We start from the raw sequence: 13,484 nt of genomic DNA, 5'->3' as shown, positions 1-13,484 counted from the left end.
GCAGGCCATGAAGCCGTCCCCGCACGGTTGCAGGCCCAGGAACGGCCACTCAACGAGGAGGATCCGCATGCTCGCAGGCAAGCCCAGCGTCGCCATCATCGGCGGAGGCCACAACGCCCTCACCGCCGCCGCCTACCTCGCCCGCGCAGGCGTCGAGGTGACGGTGCTCGAGCGCCTGCCGCACGTCGGCGGGGCCGCCGTCTCCACCAGCGGCTTCGCCGGCCTCGACGCGCGCCTGTCGCGCTACAGCTACCTGGTGAGCCTGCTGCCCGAGCAGATCATCCGCGACCTGGGGCTCGATGTGCGCCTCGCGCGGCGCCGCTACTCCTCCTACACCCCGGTGCCCCACGGCCACCCGGCGGGCGCCGACCGCGGGCTGCTGATCGACGCCGGCGACGAGGCCGCCACGCGCGCCTCCTTCGCCGCCATCGGCGCCGCGGGCGATGCGGATGGGTTCGGCCGCTTCTATGACCGCACCACCCGGTTGGCCGCGGCCCTGTTCCCGACGCTCACCGAGCCCCTGCCCACCCGGGATGCCGCGCGCGCGGCCGCGGGCGACGCATCCGCCTGGTCCGAGATCGTCGACGCGCCCATCGCCGACGCGATCGAGCGCGCGGTCGCGGACGACCTCGTGCGCGGCGTGATCGCGACAGATGCGCTGATCGGCACCTTCGCGGCGCTCGACGACCCCGGGCTCGAGCAGAACCGCTGCCTGCTGTACCACGTGATCGGCGGCGGCACCGGCGACTGGGACGTGCCGATCGGCGGCATGGGGCGGGTCTCAGGCGGGCTCGAGGCGGCGGCACGGGCGGCCGGCGCGACCATCCTGACGGGCGTGACGGTCACGAGTGTCACGCCCGACGGCGAGGTGACGTGGGAGGAGCGGTTCGGCGGGAGCCTGGTCGGCTCCGCGGGCGCGCGCAGCGGCACCGAGCTGACGGCGCAGTTCGACCTGGTGCTCTCGGCGGTCGCGCCGCACGTGCTCGCCGGGCTGCTGGGAACAGAAGCGGATGGCGCGGCCGGCGATGCCGCGACGAGTGCGGCGCACGCCGCCTGGCCGCGGCCCGAGGGCGCGCAGGTCAAGGTCAACATGCTGCTGCGCCGGCTGCCGCGGCTGCGCGACCGGTCGGTCTCCCCCGAGGCGGCCTTCGGCGGCACCTTCCACATCAACGAGACCTACGCGCAGCTCGGCGCCGCGCACGCCGCCGCGAGCGCCGGCCGCGTGCCAGAGCCGCTGCCGTGCGAGATCTACTGCCACTCCCTCACCGACCCGACGATCCTCGGTGACGAGCTGCGCGCATCCGGCGCCCACACCCTCACCGTCTTCGGGCTGCACGTGCCCGACCGGCTGCTGAACGACGACAACAACGAGCGGATGCGCGGCGAGCTCGAGCGCGCCGTGCTGGTCTCGCTCGACTCGGTGCTCGCCGAGCCGATCGAACCGCTGCTGCTGCAGGGCACGGGGCCGGACGGCACCGCCGCGCCGGCCATCGAGACGAAGACCACCCTCGACATCGAGGCGGCGCTGGCGATGCCGGGCGGCAACATCTTCCACGGGCCGCTGTCGTGGCCGTGGCTGGAGTCGGAGCCGACCGGGCCGGCCGAGGCGTGGGGCGTCGAGACGCCGCACGAGCGCATCCTGATGGCGGGCTCCGGCGCGCGCCGCGGAGGCGCGGTCTCCGGCATCGGCGGCCACAACGCGGCGCACGCGGCGCTCGAGCTGCTCGCCGCGTCACTTCCCTGACGCGCCTGCCCGTCAACCGGTCAGGATGGTGCTCGACCGAACTATCCGGTCGTGCGACCTTCACGCCGGTTGAGCGACGCGATCAGCAAGGTCAGCGCGGCGTGCGCCCCGCCCAGCTCGACGGCGCGGGCTGCCGGTTCGACGGCAGCCGGTTCATCTCGGCCCAGTCGTGCACCCGCTGGTCGAGCTCCGGCATCACGACCGAGATCCCGGCGGCCTCGAGCACCTCGGTGACGCGCGCGATGGTCGCCGTGCCGACGCCCTTCTCGATGAAGCGGCCCTGCACGACGCCGCGCGCGTGCACCTCGCCGTCGACCACGAACCGCTGCTGCAGGTAGATCGCGCGCTCGTCGGCGCCCTGCACGGCCGTCTCGATCTCGAACCGCTGCCACAGATCGAGCGAGCGCCGGTAGACCATCGTCGACTGCCCCACCACCGCGTAGATGCCGGCCTTGTCGAGCACTGCGGACATGCCCGTGCGGTTGGTCATGTCGACGCGCGCGAGGTCCATGTACGAGAGGTAGCGGCCGTTGTTCATGTGCCCGAGCAGGTCGATGTCGCTCGGCAGCACGATGAAGGGCGTGCGCGCCACCTCGTCGATGCCGAGCGCCGGGCGCCCCTTGCTCTTCACGGTCATCGCCAGCAGCCACTGCAACCACATGTTCACGGGTCACATCCTGCCCGACGTGCGCGCGGCATCCGCTCGCGTTTGGGAGAATCGAACAATGCACAAGGTGCTGCTCTACTACCGCTTCACGCCCATCGCCGACCCCGAGGCGGTGCGGCTGTGGCAGCGCGCCGTCTGCACGAGCCTCGGGCTCACCGGGCGCATCCTCATCTCGCCGCACGGCATCAACGGCACGGTCGGTGGGGAGACGGATGCGCTGCGTCGCTACGCGCGCGCCACGCGCGAGTACTCGGGGTTCAGGGGGATGGACATCAAGTGGTCGGCGGGCACGGGCAGCGACTTCCCGCGGCTGAGCGTGAAGGTGCGCGACGAGATCGTCACCTTCGGCGCGCCGGACGAGCTCGAGGTCGACGAGTCGGGCGTGGTCGGCGGCGGGCAGCACCTGAAGCCCGGCGAGCTGCACGACCTCGTCGAGCGCCGCGACGATGTCGTCTTCTTCGACGGCCGCAACCGCTTCGAGGCGGAGGTGGGCCGGTTCAAGGGCGCGATCGTGCCGGACGTCGACACCACCCGCGACTTCGCCCGGCTGCTCGACTCGGGCGCCTACGACCACCTGAAGGACAAGCCGGTCGTCACCTACTGCACCGGCGGCGTGCGCTGCGAGGTGCTCTCGAGCCTGATGACGAAGCGCGGCTTCCAGGAGGTCTACCAGCTCGACGGCGGCATCGTCCGCTACGGCGAGAGCTTCGGCAACTCGGGGCTCTGGGAGGGCTCGCTGTACGTGTTCGACCAGCGCCAGACCATGCGGTTCGGGGCGGATGCGGCAGTGCTCGGCTCGTGCGCGGCGTGCGGTGCGCCGACGGGCGGCATGGGCAACTGCCGCCTCTGGTCATGTCGCAAGCAGGTGCCGGTGTGCGGCGACTGCGAGCCCGCCTGCGCCGAGCACGTCGCGGCCGCCTGAGCCGCACCGCTCTGCCCGGCGATCGGCGGCTACGCTGGCCGCATGGGCGACGGCGACATTCACATCCGGCGCGCGACCGCGGCTGACGCGGCGCCGCTGCAGCAGCTGATCGCCGCCCATCGGCACGCCGACGAGGAGGACGAGAAGGTCGACCGCTACCGCGAGCGCCTCGACTCGCTCGTGGTCAACGACGCGCACCACATCGTCGTCGCCGAGGCCGATGGGCAGCTGCTCGGCTACGCCGCCGCGCAGGACTACGGCCCCGCGCCGCAGCGCGACTGGTCGATCGCGCGCATGCACGACCTGTGGGTGTCGCCGGATGCGCGCGGCCGCGGGGCGGGCACGGCGCTGTTCCGCGCGGTGCAGACCTGGGCGCAGCAGCAGACGTCGATCCGGGTGCTCGAGTGGCAGTCGCTCGAGGTCGCGGCCGAGTTCTACCGGAAGCTCGGGCTCTCGGGCGAGCGCGTCGACGAGGCCGACCCGCGCGAGCTGTACGAGATCGAGGTGCACCTGCCGTCGCGCGAGTAGCAGCTACTGCAGGTGCTTCGGCGTCTCGACGCGGCCGGAGACCGTGTCGACGGCCATCTTCAGGATGACGCGGTCGGCGGCATCCGGCGGCGGCGTGGGCGAGGTACTGCCGTAGCGCTGCTGCAGCTCGACGTAGTACGCGCCGGTCGGGTCGTCGACCACCTCGGCCAGGTGCCCGCGCACCTCGACGTACAGGTAGGGCCTCTCGGGGTCGGTCATCGAGACCGACATCGCCGGGTTCGCCTGCAGGTTCTTGAACTTCTGCCGCGTGCTCGTGTGCGTGAAGAGGATGTGCTCGCCGTCGAAGCCGAACCACATCGGGTTCACCTGCGGGGTGCCGTCTGGCCGCACGGTCGCGAGGTGCGCGAACAGCGGCTGATCGATGAGGTACCGGTACTGCTCGGGGATCGTCGCCATGCCCTCACGCTCTCACAGGCCGGTGGCCGCCGACTGGACGCGCTCAGCGCTCGTCGGCGACCTCGCCGATCGCGTCGAGCTGCCACACGAGCGTGCCGGCAGGCAGCGAGACGGTGGTGACCGAGCAGTTGGGCAGGATCACGTCGGGCGTGACCTCCGGCACCAGCTGCCGCAGGAGCGACGTGATGAAGCCGCCGTGCGAGACGAGCAGCAGCTCGACCGGCCCGTCACCCGGCACCGCGGCCGCGGCGCGGATGACGTGCTCGAGGGCGGCGTCGGCGCGCACGACGACCGCATGCGCCTGCTCGGCCTGGCCGCTCGGGTCGAGCTTCGCGATGGTGTCGAACAGCCCGCGCCAGCCGACCTTCTCGCCGATCGTGCGCAGAGCGCTCAGCTCGCGGTCGACCTCGAAGCCGTGCTCGACGATCACCTCGCCCCACACGTCGGCGGCGGGCCGCTCCTCGTGGTCGCCGAAGTTCCACTCGCGCAGCAGCGCCGTGAACTCGATCGGCGGCTGCGGGTCGAGCGCGGCGAGGATGCCCTCCGCGGTCGTGCGGGTGCGCTGCAGATCCGAGCTGAAGGCGAGGTCGAAGCGCTCGCTCGCGAGGCGCTCGGCGACCGCGGCGATCTGCTCACGACCGCTGTCGGTGATGGGCGAGTCGGAGACGCCCTGCAGCACGTGGTTGACGTTGTGCTCGGTCTCCGCGTGGCGCACGATGCGCAGCCGCACGGCGCGACCATTCGCGAAAGCCGCGAGCTCCTCGGGAAGGTGCTGCTCCGCATCCGTCTGCACGGTCGTCGTCTGCGGCTCTGCCGGCTGATCCGTCATCGGTTCTCCATCTTCTCGAGCATGTCGTTGTAGGCGTGCCGCTGCGCGTCGCCGTCGCGATCGGCGGCGCGGTCGATGCGGGTGCGCTCCTTCTTGTCGCTGCGCGCCCACAGCACCGAGGTGATGATCGCCAGGATCACCGTCGGGATCTCGCCGATCGACCAGGCGATGCCGCCGCCCTCCTGCTGATCCCGCAGCGCGTCGATGCCGTTGCCCATGGCGCCGAACCAGTCGGCCAGCAGCAGCGCCTCCCCGGTCATCAGGGTCAGGCCGAAGAAGGCGTGGAAGACCATCGTGCCGATCAGCAGCACCAGCCGCAGCGCGAACGGCGGGCGGGCAGGGCCGGGGTCGATGCCGATGATCGCCTGCACGAACAGGTAGCCGGCACCGACGAAGTGCACCACCATCCAGACGTGCCCGAGGTGGTCGTTCATCGCCCACTCGAAGATCGGCGTGTAGTAGAACACCCACAGGCTCAGCACGAAGATGCCGGCGGAGACGATCGGGTGCCCGATCACCTGCATGTACTTCGAATGCACGATCGCGAGGATCCACTCGCGGCCGCCGCGGGTGCCGTCGCTCCGCTTGGCGATCGCGCGCATCGCGAGCGTGATCGGCGCGCCCGGCACCAGCAGCACCGGCACGGCCATGCCCAGCAGCATGTGCACGAGCATGTGCAGCGAGAACTGGAACTCCTCGTAGACGTTCAGCGCGCCAGAGGTGCACCACCACAGCAGCAGCACGCCCGCGCTCCACGAGAGGGTGCGCAGCACCGGCCAGCGGTCGCCGCGCTGCGCCAGCCGCCGCACGCCGGCGAGGTAGAAGAACAGGAACAGCGCGCAGATGACCGTCCACAGCGGGTCGAGCGACCACTCGGTGAACAGCCGCCCGGCGTCGAACGGCGGCGGCAGCAGTTTGCCGGTGAGGATCTCGGCGGGCGTCGCCTCCAGGCCCGGCGGCGTCTCCGGCACGGGCGTGGGGGTGCGCGCGAGCCCGGCCGCGACGCCGGCGGTCACGCCCATCACCACCAGTTCGAGCGCCAGGATGATCGCGATCGCCGTGCCGCCCACCCGCTCGCCGAGCGTCTTCGCGGGGCGCAGCAGACGCATCCGCTGCCAGGCGCCGAAGCAGCCGAGCACCACGAGCAGCACCGCCTTGGCGATCGAGAGGATGCCGTAGTCGCTGAACCACGCGCCCTCCATCCGCACCCACGACGAGGCGATGCCGCTGAAGGCGACGACGCCGAAGCTGGCGGCGGCGAGGCTCGAGTAGCGCAGCAGCACGTCGCCGAGGGCTGCGTTCGGCACGTCGGTGCCGAGCGGGGCGGATGCGTCGCGGCCGGCCAGCGCGCCGCTCGCGCCGCGCTGGCCCGCACGGGGCAGATCCGCAGCCCGCTGCCCCCAGGCGAGCAGGCCCAGGTGGAAGAGGCCGCCGAGCCAGATGGAGACGAACAGCAGGTGCAGCAGCAGCGCCGAGACCGCGACGTCGTGGCCGGCGGTGCCGCCCGCGTGCCCGCCGGAGGCGATGAACCAGAACGGCACCGCCCAGGCCGCGACCGTGAAGCCGGCGGCGACCGCGCCGCGCGCGACCAGCAGCACGACCGTCAGCACGGCGAGCGAGAGCAGCGTCGCGAGCATCAGGCGGCCGGTCTCCACCTCGACGAAGAACAGCTGCAGCAGCCGGCCGAAGTCGTTGGTGGCTGTGACCGGGTTCGTGACCACGGTGCGGAAGCCGCCCCAGGCGACGAAGCCCTGCGCGACGGCGGCGATGCCGCTGGCGGCCGCGGCGATGTCGAGCGTGCGGTGCCAGTCGCGGCTGCCGGGCCGCAGCGCGAAGCAGGCCAGCACCAGCCCGCCGAAGGCCGCGGCGATCGCGAGGTTGCGCAGCATGGTGGCCATCGGCACGCCGTAGCGCACCGCGGCGCCCGGGTCCTCGATGGGCTGCGCGGCGGCGCCGCCGCCGAACTCGAGCGCCGCCCACGCTGCGGCCAGCCCCGCGAGGATCGCGAGTGCCGGCGCGAGGAGACGGAGGCGCTGCACGGATACAGGGTAGTCGCCGCTGCTATGCGTCGCGGCGGCGAGCGAGTCGCTCAGCCTGGCTCCTCCGCGCCCGCGACGGCCGGGTCCTGCGCGCGCAGGAAGTAGGCGCCGAGGGCACCGGCGAGCCCGGCGAACACGACGACCGAGTAGACGGCGAGCGCCAGCTGGACGAGCTTGGCGAAGGGATCCTCAGCGGTGATGCCGGAGCCGGTGATGGTCGCGAGCGCCGCCTCGTAGAGCGCGGTGGTGAAGTCGTCGTGCGACTCCATCGCGTAGAGCAGCTGCCCGGCGGCGAGGATGACGACGAGCGTGACCGCGGCGAGCCAGGCGATGCGGCTCGAGAGCAGCCGGCCGGCCGAGCGCGTGCCTCGCACGCCGGCGGAGAGGATGCCGCCGACGCGGGCGAACCGCGCCACGCGCAGCAGTCGCACCGCCTGCAGCGCGCGCACGAACCGCAGGAACGGGATGGCAAGGAAGAGCAGCTGCCACCAGTTGCGCCGCCAGAACGACGCCTGGAACCCGGCCACCCAGGCGCGCAGCACGAACTCGGCGACGAAGAGTGCCCACAGCACCCAGCCGACGATGCCCAGCAGGCGCGCCCAGCCGGGGTCGTCGACGAGCAGCTGGCCGAGCACCACGAACAGGAACAGCACGCCCAGGTAGCCCATCGGGCGATCGAGCCGCGCGGCGAGCGCCTCGGCGGCGACCAGCTGCTCGGACTTCGATCGCTGCACCGGCTTCGAGCGCTGCTTCGGCTTCGAGCGCTGGCGGCCGGGCACGGTGCCTCGCTGCATGCGGCCTCCTGCTTCATGGACCAAGACGTGTGGACGGCGGTCGCGCCCACTGTACGAGTGCGGGAACGCGCGAGGGGCCCCGCCATGCTGGCGGAGCCCCTCGAGTGCTGTGTGGAGCGGTCTTACTTGACGGCTGCCTTGAGCTTCGAGCCAGCGGTCAGCTTGACGCGGTGACCGGCAGCGATCTTGATCTCGGCACCGGTCTGCGGGTTGCGGCCCGTGCGGGCAGCGGTCGCGGTGCGCTCGGCGCTGAAGAAGCCGGGGATCGAGACCTTGTCGCCAGCCTTGACGGCCGCCGAGACCTCGTCAAAGAGCGCGTCGAGCACGGCGCTGACCTTCGCCTGCGAGAGGTCGGTCGACGCAGCGATCTTCGATGCGAGGGTGGTCTTGTTGATGGTCTCAGCCATGGTGTCCTCCTGGTCGTGGCATGTCCGTCCCGCCTGGGGCGGGCATTCGCCGGGGCCTTCGGGGCTCCGACCACCCCCGAACGTAGCCGCGAGGCCCGCGTTCCTGCGGAGAAACACTCCGACACGCCGCGATTTCCGCGTGTTTTCGCGGTTCGCGAACGAAATTGGGGGACAGATCGCCTCTCAGGCGCGTTCTGCGGCGGCCGAGGCGGCCAGCCGACGGGCCCTGCGGCGCGATGCGGTGGCGGCTCGGCGGCGCTCGAAGAAGGGCAGGAAGACGCCGATCAGCGGGCCCACGCCGAAGGCGAAGATGACCGTCCCGACGCCCACCGGGCCGCCCAGCAGCCAGCCGATCAGCAGCGCCGTGCCCTCGATGAGCGTGCGCACGATCCAGATGCGCCAGCCGGTGATGCGCACCAGTCCCGTCATCAGGCCATCGCGCGGGCCCGGCCCGAGCTGCGGCGCGATGTAGATGCCGGTCGCGATCGAGAGCAGCACGATGCTGCCGATCAGCATCAGCACCTGCGCCCACAGCTCCGTCGGCGCCGGGATGAGCCACAGCCCCAGATCGGCCGCCGGCCCGACCAGCACGGCGTTGAGCAGCGTGCCGATGCCCGGCCGCTGCCGCAGCGGGATCCACACCAGCAGCACGATGCCCGAGACCACGACGGTCGCCGTGCCGTAGCTCATCGGCAGGTGGTTGGCGATGCCGAGCGAGAACACGTCCCAGGGGCCGACGCCGAGGGTGGCACGCACCAGCAGCGCGAGCGAGATGCCGTAGAGGAAGAGGCCCACCATGAGCTGCACGACGCGCGCGATCGTGTCGGCCGGACCGAGCGAGTCGATCGGAAGGAGAAGGCGGCGGATGCGGTGCACGAGTCCATTCCACCGCCTCGCGCATGCGGGCACGCGGTCCACTCCCCCGGAAGTGGCTCGCGCATCGCAGTCCACTGTGCGGCAGGATGGCCGCATGGCATCCCGGCTCGGCACCCAGCTCGGCGAGTGGCGCGCGACCGGCGGCGTCGCGCAGTCGCTCGCCGACCGCATCCGCATGCTGCTGCTCGACGGCCGCATCACCGCCGGCGAGCGGCTGCCGAGCGAACGCTCGCTCGCAGCCGAGCTCGGCCGTTCGCGCGCCACCATCGCACGCGCCTACGAGCTGCTGGAGGCGCGGGGCTACGTCACCCGCGCGCACGGCTCCGGCACCCGCGCCGCGCTGCCGGCCCAGCGCATCCAGCCACCGATCGCCGCAGACGCCGGCGTCATCGACTTCACCATCGCCTCGGTCGGCTCGGCGCCCGGCCTGCATGCCGCGACAGTGCGCGCGCTCGACCGGCTCGCCGGAATGCTCGGCACACCCGGCTACTCGCTCGACGGGCTGCCGCAGCTGCGCGAGCGCATCGCCGAGCGGTACGCCGCGCGCGGCCTGCCGACCGATCCGTCGCAGATCGTGGTGACCAGCGGCGCGATGCATGCGCTGACGGTGGTGCTCGCGGCGTTCGGCGAGCGCGGCAGGCCGGCGCTGGTGGAGCAGCCGTCGTTCCCGCACGCGATGGATGCGCTGCGGCGCACCGGGCACCGCCTGCTGCCGACGCCCGTGGCGCCCGCCGCGCACGGGGCGGGCACGGATGGCGGGCGGGCCGGCACCGACGGTGAGCAGGCCGGCGGCGGCTGGGACGCATCCCACCTCATCGACACCCTGCGCGCGCACCGGCCGGCGCTCGCCTACCTGATCGCCGACTTCCACAACCCCACCGGCGCGACCATGCCGGAGCTCGAGCGCGCCCGGCTCGCCGCCGTCGCCCGCACCACCGGCACCCTGCTGGTCGTCGACGAGACCTGCGCCGAGCTCGACATCGACCGCGGCTGGACGCCGCGGCCGTTCGCCGCGCACGGCCCGGCGATCCTGATCGGGTCGATGTCGAAGATCGCCTGGGGCGGGCTGCGCATCGGCTGGATCCGCACCTCGAGCGCCGAGCAGACCGCACGGCTGCTGGCGGCGCGGCCGTCGATCGACCTCGGCACGGCGATGCTCGAGCAGTGCATCGCGATCGAGCTGCTCGACGATATGGACGCGCTGCTCGAGCGGGCGCGCGAGCGCCTGTCGACCGGGCGCTCGGCCGTGGCCGCCGGGCTCGCCGCCCACCTGCCCGAGGTCGCGATGCCGCGCGTGCCCGGCGGGCTGGCCGCCTGGGTGGATCTCGGCGGTCCCTGGTCGACGGCGCTCTCGCTCGCCGCCCGCGATCGCGGCCTGCTGCTGCCGCCGGGGCCGCGCTTCGCCGCCTCCGGCGTGCTCGACCGCTTCACGCGCATCCCGATCAGCTGGGAGCCGGAGGTCACGCACGAGGCGATGACCAGGCTCGGCGATGCCTGGCGCGCCGTGCACGCCGGCGAGCGTCCGGACACGACGCGACTGGCGGCATCCGCCGTCGTGTGAGCCGCGCGGGGTTGACGAGCGCCCGCTTCCGCGCTTGCGTTGGCCGCATGGCGATCATCGGGTTCCATGCCTCGCACGAGCAGCTCGCGCCGAGCGCCCTGCTGCAGCACGTCCGCCACGCGGAGGCCGCGGGCTTCCAGGCGGCGATGTGCTCCGACCACCTCGCGCCGTGGAGCCTGCGGCAGGGCCACAGCGGCCACAGCTGGTCGTGGCTCGGCGCGGCCCTGGCGACCACCTCGCTGCCGTTCGGCGTCGTCACGGCACCCGGCCAGCGCGCCCACCCGGCCGTCGTGGCGCAGGCGATCGGCACGCTGGGCGAGCTCTTCCCGGGCCGCTTCTGGGCGGCGCTCGGCTCGGGCGAGAACGTGAACGAGCACGTCACCGGCGAGCCGTGGCCCGACAAGGCGGTGCGCGAGCGGCGGCTGGTCGAGAGCGCGAGCGTCATGCGCAGGCTGCTCGCCGGCGAGGAGGTCAGCCACGACGGCGAGGTCACGGTCGATCGCGCCCGGCTCTGGTCGCTGCCGGCCGAGCCGCCGCCGCTGATCGCCGCGGCCATCTCGCCCGCCTCGGCGGCCGCGCATGCCGAGTGGGCGGATGGGCTGATCACGGTGGCGGGGGAGGCCCGGGCCCTGCGCGAGGTCGTCACGGCCTACCGCGACGCCGGCGGACGTGGCCCGGTCAACGCGCAGCTGCATCTCTCGTGGGCGCCGGACGAGCAGGAGGCGGTGTCGATCGCGCTCGACCAGTGGGCGCACGGCACCATCGGGCAGCCGGAGTCGTGGGATCTCGCGATGCCTGCGGAGTTCGACCGGCGCAGCGGTCGCCCCGACGAGGCCGCGATCCGGAAGGCGGTGACCGTCTCGAGCGACCTCGCGCTGCACCGGGCGCGGATCGCCGAGATCATCGGCGCCGGCTGCGACGCCGTCTACCTGCATCACGTCGGCCAGCAGCAGCAGGCGTTCATCGACGCCTTCGGCGAGCACGTGCTGCCGGAGGTGGCCGCATGAGCCCCCGGCCGATCGAGTCGGCGGACCTGTGGTGGCGGAACGCCGTCTACTACTGCCTCGACATCCAGGTCTTCCAGGACTCCGACGGCGACGGCGACGGCGACATCCAGGGACTGATCTCACGCATCCGCTACCTCACCGAGCTCGGCGTGACCTGCCTGTGGCTGATGCCCTTCTTCCCCACCGCCGACCGCGACGACGGCTACGACATCACCGACTTCTTCGCCGTCGACCCTCGCCTGGGCACGCTCGGCGACCTGGTCGAGCTCGTGCGGGTCGCGCGGGCGAACGGCATGCGCGTGATCGTCGACTTCGTCATGAACCACACCTCCGCCGAGCACCCGTGGTTCAAGGCCTCGCGCGCCTCGAAGGACTCGCCGCACCGCGACTGGTACGTCTGGCGCGACGCGCCGCCGCCGAATCCGGATCCGCCGGTCTTCCCCGGGCTCGAGGACTCCACCTGGACCAAGGACGAGCGCACGGGTCAGTACTACCTGCACCACTTCCGCAGTCATCAGCCCGATCTGAACGTCGAGCATCCGCCCGTCCAGGAGCAGATCGAGCGCAACCTCGGCCTCTGGCTCGAGCTCGGCGTCTCGGGCTTCCGCGTCGACGCGGTGCCCTTCCTCTTCAGCGGCGCCGACCAGCAGGCGGCCGGGCCGACCGGCAGCGCCTACGACGGCGACGACCACCTGCGCGCGATCGAGCGGTTCGTCTCGCACCGCAACGGCGAGGCGGCACTGCTGGGCGAGGTGAACCTGCCGCACGAGCAGCAGCTGCGCTGGTTCCAGGCCGAGGGCAGGGCGGAGGGGCTGCAGGTGCAGTTCGACTTCGTGTCGATGCAGCAGCTCTTCCTCTCGCTCGCGCGCGGGGACGCACACCCGCTCGCGGCTGCGCTGCGCGAGCGGCCCGAGCTGCCGCCGACCGCGCAGTGGGCGAACTTCGTCCGCAACCACGACGAGCTCACGCTCGACAAGCTCGCCCCCGAGGAGCTCGAGGAGGTCTTTGCGGCGTTCGCGCCGGAGGAGGGAATGCGGCTGTTCGGCCGCGGCATCCGGCGCCGGCTGCCGACGATGCTCGGCGACCCGCGCGCGGTGCGGCTCGTCTACACGCTGATGTTCTCGCTGCCGGGCGTGCCGGTGCTGTTCTACGGCGAGGAGATCGGCATGGGCGAGGCGCTCGAGGTCGAGGGCCGCTACGCGGTGCGCTCGCCGATGCAGTGGGAGGCGGATGCGTCAGGCGGCTTCTCGACGGCACCCCCGCGCCGCTGGCCGCGGCCGATGCCGGGTGGCGAATGGGGGCCAGATCGGGTGAACGTCGCCGATCAGCGCCGCGACCCCGCGTCGCTGTGGCGGCACATCCAGCGGCTCACCACGATGTACCACGATGCGCCCGAGCTGGCCTGGTCGGCGCTCGAGATCATCGGCGTGCGGCAGAAGGCCGTGCTCGCGCACGTGTGCCGCGCAGACGACTGGGCGATGCTCGCGCTGCACAACCTCGGCGACGGGCGGGAGTCGGTGCGGCTCGAGGTGCGCGCCGAATCCGGCTCGGTCACGCTCATCGACCGGTTCGACGACTCGTCGATGACGATCGACGGCACGCTCGAGCTCGACCTGGACGCCTACGGCTGGCGGTGGCTGCAGGTCTCGCCGCCCGACGCGACGATCCGCCGCGTGTGACGGCAGCCGGCGCG

The 13,484-nt window shown here is 72.6% G+C and carries 13 protein-coding genes; 6 read left to right on the top strand and 7 right to left on the bottom strand.

The features are described from left to right. Positions 1-67 precede the first annotated feature (67 nt). Positions 68-1,744 (top strand): phytoene desaturase family protein, encoded by a 1,677-nt coding sequence (locus tag BM288_RS07290; protein ID WP_092917318.1) that lies wholly within the window; start codon positions 68-70, stop codon positions 1,742-1,744. A gap of 91 nt (positions 1,745-1,835) precedes the next feature. Here BM288_RS07290 and BM288_RS07285 read toward each other — a convergent pair whose 3' ends face one another. Continuing rightward, positions 1,836-2,405, bottom strand: coding sequence for an acyl-CoA thioesterase (locus tag BM288_RS07285; protein ID WP_318255429.1), 570 nt, complete (start codon positions 2,403-2,405; stop codon positions 1,836-1,838). Positions 2,406-2,469: 64 nt separating this feature from the next. On the opposite strand from BM288_RS07285, the gene trhO reads away from it, so the two are divergent. Next, on the top strand, positions 2,470-3,333 hold the full coding sequence (gene trhO / locus BM288_RS07280; protein ID WP_092917314.1) for an oxygen-dependent tRNA uridine(34) hydroxylase TrhO: 864 nt from the start codon (positions 2,470-2,472) through the stop codon (positions 3,331-3,333). A 42-nt stretch (positions 3,334-3,375) separates the two neighbouring features. Next, entirely contained in the window at positions 3,376-3,861 is a 486-nt protein-coding gene (locus BM288_RS07275) for a GNAT family N-acetyltransferase (protein WP_092917312.1), read from the top strand. A 3-nt stretch (positions 3,862-3,864) separates the two neighbouring features. On the opposite strand, the gene BM288_RS07270 is transcribed toward BM288_RS07275, so the two are convergent. The 6 genes from BM288_RS07270 to yczE all read right to left on the bottom strand — a co-directional run bounded on the left by BM288_RS07270 (position 3,865) and on the right by yczE (position 9,223). Then, a complete protein-coding gene (locus BM288_RS07270; RefSeq protein WP_092917310.1) occupies positions 3,865-4,278 on the bottom strand; it encodes a PPOX class F420-dependent oxidoreductase in 414 nt (137 codons plus the stop codon). A 43-nt stretch (positions 4,279-4,321) separates the two neighbouring features. After that, positions 4,322-5,107, bottom strand: coding sequence for a histidine phosphatase family protein (locus tag BM288_RS07265; protein WP_092917308.1), 786 nt, complete (start codon positions 5,105-5,107; stop codon positions 4,322-4,324). Then, on the bottom strand, positions 5,104-7,146 hold the full coding sequence (locus BM288_RS07260; RefSeq protein WP_318255394.1) for a bifunctional copper resistance protein CopD/cytochrome c oxidase assembly protein: 2,043 nt from the start codon (positions 7,144-7,146) through the stop codon (positions 5,104-5,106). Before BM288_RS07260 ends, BM288_RS07265 begins: the two co-directional genes overlap by 4 nt. Before the next feature lie 50 nt (positions 7,147-7,196). Then, entirely contained in the window at positions 7,197-7,940 is a 744-nt protein-coding gene (locus BM288_RS07255; RefSeq protein WP_318255393.1) for an ion transporter, read from the bottom strand. Between the two features lie 122 nt (positions 7,941-8,062). Then, the gene (locus BM288_RS07250) at positions 8,063-8,347 is read right to left on the bottom strand and encodes an HU family DNA-binding protein (protein ID WP_092917306.1); all 285 of its coding nucleotides are present in this window, start codon (positions 8,345-8,347) and stop codon (positions 8,063-8,065) included. Between the two features lie 183 nt (positions 8,348-8,530). Continuing rightward, the gene (gene yczE / locus BM288_RS07245; protein ID WP_318255392.1) at positions 8,531-9,223 is read right to left on the bottom strand and encodes a membrane protein YczE; all 693 of its coding nucleotides are present in this window, start codon (positions 9,221-9,223) and stop codon (positions 8,531-8,533) included. A 94-nt stretch (positions 9,224-9,317) separates the two neighbouring features. Here yczE and yczR point away from each other — a divergent pair, with 94 nt between their 5' ends. From yczR to BM288_RS07230, 3 genes are read left to right on the top strand one after another with little or no spacing between them, the layout of a single operon-like run. Then, positions 9,318-10,784 (top strand): MocR-like transcription factor YczR, encoded by a 1,467-nt coding sequence (gene yczR, locus BM288_RS07240; protein ID WP_092917304.1) that lies wholly within the window; start codon positions 9,318-9,320, stop codon positions 10,782-10,784. A gap of 47 nt (positions 10,785-10,831) precedes the next feature. Further along, positions 10,832-11,791: a TIGR03885 family FMN-dependent LLM class oxidoreductase gene (locus BM288_RS07235; RefSeq protein WP_092917302.1), complete on the top strand. Its 960-nt coding sequence runs from the start codon at positions 10,832-10,834 to the stop codon at positions 11,789-11,791. Further along, on the top strand, positions 11,788-13,470 hold the full coding sequence (locus tag BM288_RS07230; protein ID WP_092917300.1) for an alpha-amylase family glycosyl hydrolase: 1,683 nt from the start codon (positions 11,788-11,790) through the stop codon (positions 13,468-13,470). Before BM288_RS07235 ends, BM288_RS07230 begins: the two co-directional genes overlap by 4 nt. Positions 13,471-13,484: the final 14 nt, after the last annotated feature.

Origin of the sequence: Agrococcus baldri (genome assembly GCA_900114805.1) — a bacterium.
GTDB lineage: Bacteria > Actinomycetota > Actinomycetes > Actinomycetales > Microbacteriaceae > Agrococcus > Agrococcus baldri.
This window is presented reverse-complemented; position numbering and strand designations above follow the sequence as displayed.

Excerpts from the sequence above, each read along its gene's own strand:
- BM288_RS07250 (WP_092917306.1), bottom strand. The coding sequence starts at position 8,347 with ATGGCTGAGACCATCAACAAGACCACCCTCGCATCGAAGATCGCTGCG.
- BM288_RS07275 (WP_092917312.1), top strand. The coding sequence starts at position 3,376 with ATGGGCGACGGCGACATTCACATCCGGCGCGCGACCGCGGCTGACGCG.
- BM288_RS07235 (WP_092917302.1), top strand. The coding sequence starts at position 10,832 with ATGGCGATCATCGGGTTCCATGCCTCGCACGAGCAGCTCGCGCCGAGC.
- BM288_RS07290 (WP_092917318.1), top strand. The coding sequence starts at position 68 with ATGCTCGCAGGCAAGCCCAGCGTCGCCATCATCGGCGGAGGCCACAAC.
- yczR (WP_092917304.1), top strand. The coding sequence starts at position 9,318 with ATGGCATCCCGGCTCGGCACCCAGCTCGGCGAGTGGCGCGCGACCGGC.
- BM288_RS07230 (WP_092917300.1), top strand. The coding sequence starts at position 11,788 with ATGAGCCCCCGGCCGATCGAGTCGGCGGACCTGTGGTGGCGGAACGCC.
- BM288_RS07265 (WP_092917308.1), bottom strand. The coding sequence starts at position 5,107 with ATGACGGATCAGCCGGCAGAGCCGCAGACGACGACCGTGCAGACGGAT.
- trhO (WP_092917314.1), top strand. The coding sequence starts at position 2,470 with ATGCACAAGGTGCTGCTCTACTACCGCTTCACGCCCATCGCCGACCCC.
- BM288_RS07270 (WP_092917310.1), bottom strand. The coding sequence starts at position 4,278 with ATGGCGACGATCCCCGAGCAGTACCGGTACCTCATCGATCAGCCGCTG.
- BM288_RS07285 (WP_318255429.1), bottom strand. The coding sequence starts at position 2,405 with ATGTGGTTGCAGTGGCTGCTGGCGATGACCGTGAAGAGCAAGGGGCGC.
- BM288_RS07255 (WP_318255393.1), bottom strand. The coding sequence starts at position 7,940 with ATGCAGCGAGGCACCGTGCCCGGCCGCCAGCGCTCGAAGCCGAAGCAG.